The organism is Pseudomonas sp. NBRC 111143 (assembly GCF_001320965.1).
GTDB lineage: Bacteria > Pseudomonadota > Gammaproteobacteria > Pseudomonadales > Pseudomonadaceae > Aquipseudomonas > Aquipseudomonas machongensis.
In genome coordinates this window covers 1-3,617 of record NZ_BCBT01000099.1, presented here as the reverse complement: position 1 = coordinate 3,617, position 3,617 = coordinate 1, and the positions used below count along the sequence as shown (strand labels likewise).

General features: G+C 60.8%; 1 protein-coding gene. It reads right to left on the bottom strand.

The features are described from left to right. Positions 1-3,432: retention module-containing protein (locus APH44_RS28630; protein ID WP_156343818.1), on the bottom strand; the 3,432-nt coding region annotated here is incomplete at its 3' end. Positions 3,433-3,617 lie beyond the last annotated feature (185 nt).

Genomic DNA, 3,617 nt, shown 5'->3' with positions numbered 1-3,617 from the left:
GTTGCTGACGATGGTGACGGAGACTTTGTCGCCTTCGTTGCCGGTGCCTGGAGTGCCAGTACCCGGCTCGTCGGTCACGGTAGTGGTGACAGTACCGTCACCGAGGGTCAATTTCTCGAAGTTATCTGCACCCGTAACGCCTTCGAGTTTGTTGACGATCGAAGGTTGGCCGCCAACGTAGACATCGTCAGGAGCGTGAATGGTGATGGTGCCAGTGGCGCTGCCTGCTGGAACGGAAACTTTGGTGCCGTCGCTAAGCGTAAAGACCAACCCATTGTGGCCTTTGACGTCCAAGCCCTGAGCGTTGGTCAGCGTGACGGTATAGGTGATCTCGCCGCCTTCGGACACAGTGGTCTTGTCGGCAGTCAGGGTTGCGACAACCTCACTTTCGGTGTCAGCGATCTGCACGGTTGCCGAACCACCGAGCTCCAGGTTCTCGAAAGTCTTGCCTGGTACGGAAGCGTCGGCAATACCAACGGTCAGGGAGCCCGAGTCTTTGAAGACGTCATCGCCTTGAGCTGGGGCTTTGTACTCAACTTGGGTTTGACCCGCAGCGATGGTGACCTTGTCGCCGTTGCTCAAGGTGACAGTCAGCGGACGATCCAGCGGCTGGTTCACTTTGACAGTGAAGCTTGGCTGCTGGTCTTCGGTGACGTTGCCATTGCTGACGATGGTGACCGAAACCTTGTCGCCTTCGTTGCCAGTGCCCGGAGTGCCAGTGCCTGGCTCATCGGTGACATCGGTTTTCACTTCGCCCTGACCCAGCGTCAGCTTCTCGAAGTTATCGGCGCCAGTCACGCCTTCGAGTTTGTTGACGATCGAAGGCTGGCCGCCAACGTACACGTCGTCAGGAGCGTGAATGGTGATGGTGCCGGTGGCGCTGCCCGCGGGAACGGTGACTTTTGTGCCGTCCGAAAGGGTAAATACCAGGCCGCCATGACCTTTGACGTCCAGGCCCTGGGCGTTGGTCAGGGTAACGGTGTAAGTGATCTCGCCGCCTTCGCTGACAGTGGTTTTGTCAGCAGTCAGGGTGGCGACAACCTCACTTTCGGTGTCAGCAATCTGAACAGTGGCGGAGCTTCCCAGCTCGAGATTTTCGAAGGTTTTGCCCGGAACACTGGCATCGGTGATGCCGACGGTGAGCGAACCGGAATCCTTGAAGACGTCATCGCCCTGCGCTGGCGCCTTGTACTCGACCTGAGTCTGGCCCGCAGCGATGGTGACTTTGTCGCCATTGCTCAGAGTGACGGTCAGCGGACGATCCAGCGGCTGGTTCACTTTGACAGTGAACGACGGCTGCTGATCTTCAGTGACATTGCCATTGCTGACGATGGTGACGGAAACCTTGTCGCCTTCGTTGCCGGTGCCCGGGGTGCCAGTGCCCGGTTCATCGGTGACATCGGTTTTCACTTCGCCCTGACCCAAGGTCAGTTTCTCGAAGTTATCCGCACCAGTAACACCTTCCAGCTTGTTCACGATCGACGGCTGGCCGCCAACATAAACGTCGTCTGGAGCAGTGATAGTGACCGTACCGGTAGCACTGCCCGCCGGAATGGTGACCTTGGTGCCATCCGAAAGGGTGAAGGTCAGGCCGCCATGGCCAGTGACATCCAGGCCCTGACCATTGGTCAGGGTGACGGTGTAGGTGATCTGGCCGCCTTCGGACACGGTGGTCTTGTCGGCAGTCAGGGTCGCGACGACTTCGCTCTCGGTATCGCTGATCTGGACGGTGGCCGCACCGCCAAGCTTCAGATCCTCGAAAGTCTTGCCCGGAACGCTGGCGTCGGTCACGCCCAAGGTCACGGAGCCCGCGTCCTTGAATACGTCGTCACCCTGGGCCGGCAGGCTGTAGGTAGCCTGGGTCTGGCCAGCAGCAATGGTGACCTTGTCGCCATTGCTCAGGGTCACGGTCAGGTCGTGGTCGAGCTTCTGGCTGACTGAAACGGTGAAGGTCGGCTGCTGAGCTTCCGTCACGTTACCGTTGCTGGCAATGCTGACAGTCACAGTGTCGATGCTGTCGCTGACCACGGTCTGAGCCGGGGTCGGGTTCGGCACCAGATTCTCGAAGTTGCCGCCGGTGGTGCCGGTAATAGTGGTGCTGACCGTGCTGCCATTGACGAAGACATCATTGGCCGGGGTCTGGAAGTCGACCGAGCCACTGGTCTTGCCGGCTTCGACGGTGACGGTCTGGCCGTTGGACAGGGTGACGGTGACTGGCGTCTGTGCCGGGTTGGTCAAGGTCACGGTATAGGTGATCACGCCGCCTTCGGTGACGCTTGGCGAAGCCGTCAGGGTGGCGGTGGTGGTGTCGACCGAGTCGTTGATCACGGTCTGCGCCGGGGCCGGGTTCGGCACCAGGTTCTCGAAGTTGCCACCGGTGGCGCCGGTGATGGTGGTGCTGACCGTGCTGCCGTTGTTGTAGACGTCGTTGGGCGGGGTCTGGAAGTCGACCGAGCCGCTGGACTTGCCAGCCTCGACGGTGATTGTCTGGCCGTTGGACAGGGTGACGGTGACCGGCGTCTGTGCCGGGTTGGTCAGGGTCACGGTGTAGGTGATCACGCCGCCTTCGGTGACGCTTGGCGTCGCGGTCAAGGTGGCGGTGGTGGTGTCGATGGTGTCGGTGATCTGGGTCACCGCCGGGGTCGGGTTCGGGGTAATGACCAAGCCGTTGCCGCCGGTGGTGCCGGTAATGGTGGTGGAGATCTGGCCGCCATCGATGTAAGGCGTGTCGTTGGCCGGAATGTTGACGTTGACCGAGCCGCTGGTCTGGCCAGCCGGGATCACGATCACCGCGCCGTTGGACAGGGTGACGGTCAGGTTGCTCTGCGGCGCCTGGCCGACGGTGGCGGTATAGACGATGACGCCACCCGCTTCGCTGATCGAAGGGGTGGCGCTCAGGCTCAGGCCGGTTGGAATGGGATTGTTGTTGGTGGTGGTGTCGTTGTTGCTATCCAGCCCACCGACTTCTTCGTTTGCCAGGCCTGCGGCGAAGCCCAGGGGGCCGGTGGGGAACCCAATGCTCGGGTCGACCACGCCTGCGGTTTCTTCCAGCAGCACGAAGCTGTGACCACCACCGACCGAACCGCCGCCTGCGGCAGCAGGGCCGGCAGCAGGCGCTTCCAGCTCGGTGGTCGGGTCGACACCGGAGGCAATGGCCTGTTGCAGCTCTTCGACCGAGGGCGCGGCCTGCGCGGTGGCCTGGGCCAGGTCGGTGCTGCTGTCGGGCGCATCGGCGCTCCATTGAGTGTCGCGGCCCAAGTCGAGCATGCGACCGTCGGCCAATTCCAGGGTCACGGCGCCGCCCGGGCCGGTAAGGACTTCCTCGCCTGCGAACAGGCGATCGCCTTCGATCAGCACGCGCTTGATGCCTTCCGGGGATACTGCGATGACTTGGCCAACAATGCTTTTGACGATGGCAACGACAGTGCTCATGGAACTCTCCGGGATGTGTCTCAATTGGCTTCCGGCCGGCGTGCGAACCTGCTTCCGCTGGAATGTTACAAAAATGATTTGACGCTTTTATTCGTCAAATTTCTGTCAATAATTTTCGGCTATTAAGTTTATGCCAAAGTATTGACCTTCGTCTCGCCATCCTAAACAATCGGCAAACTAATGTC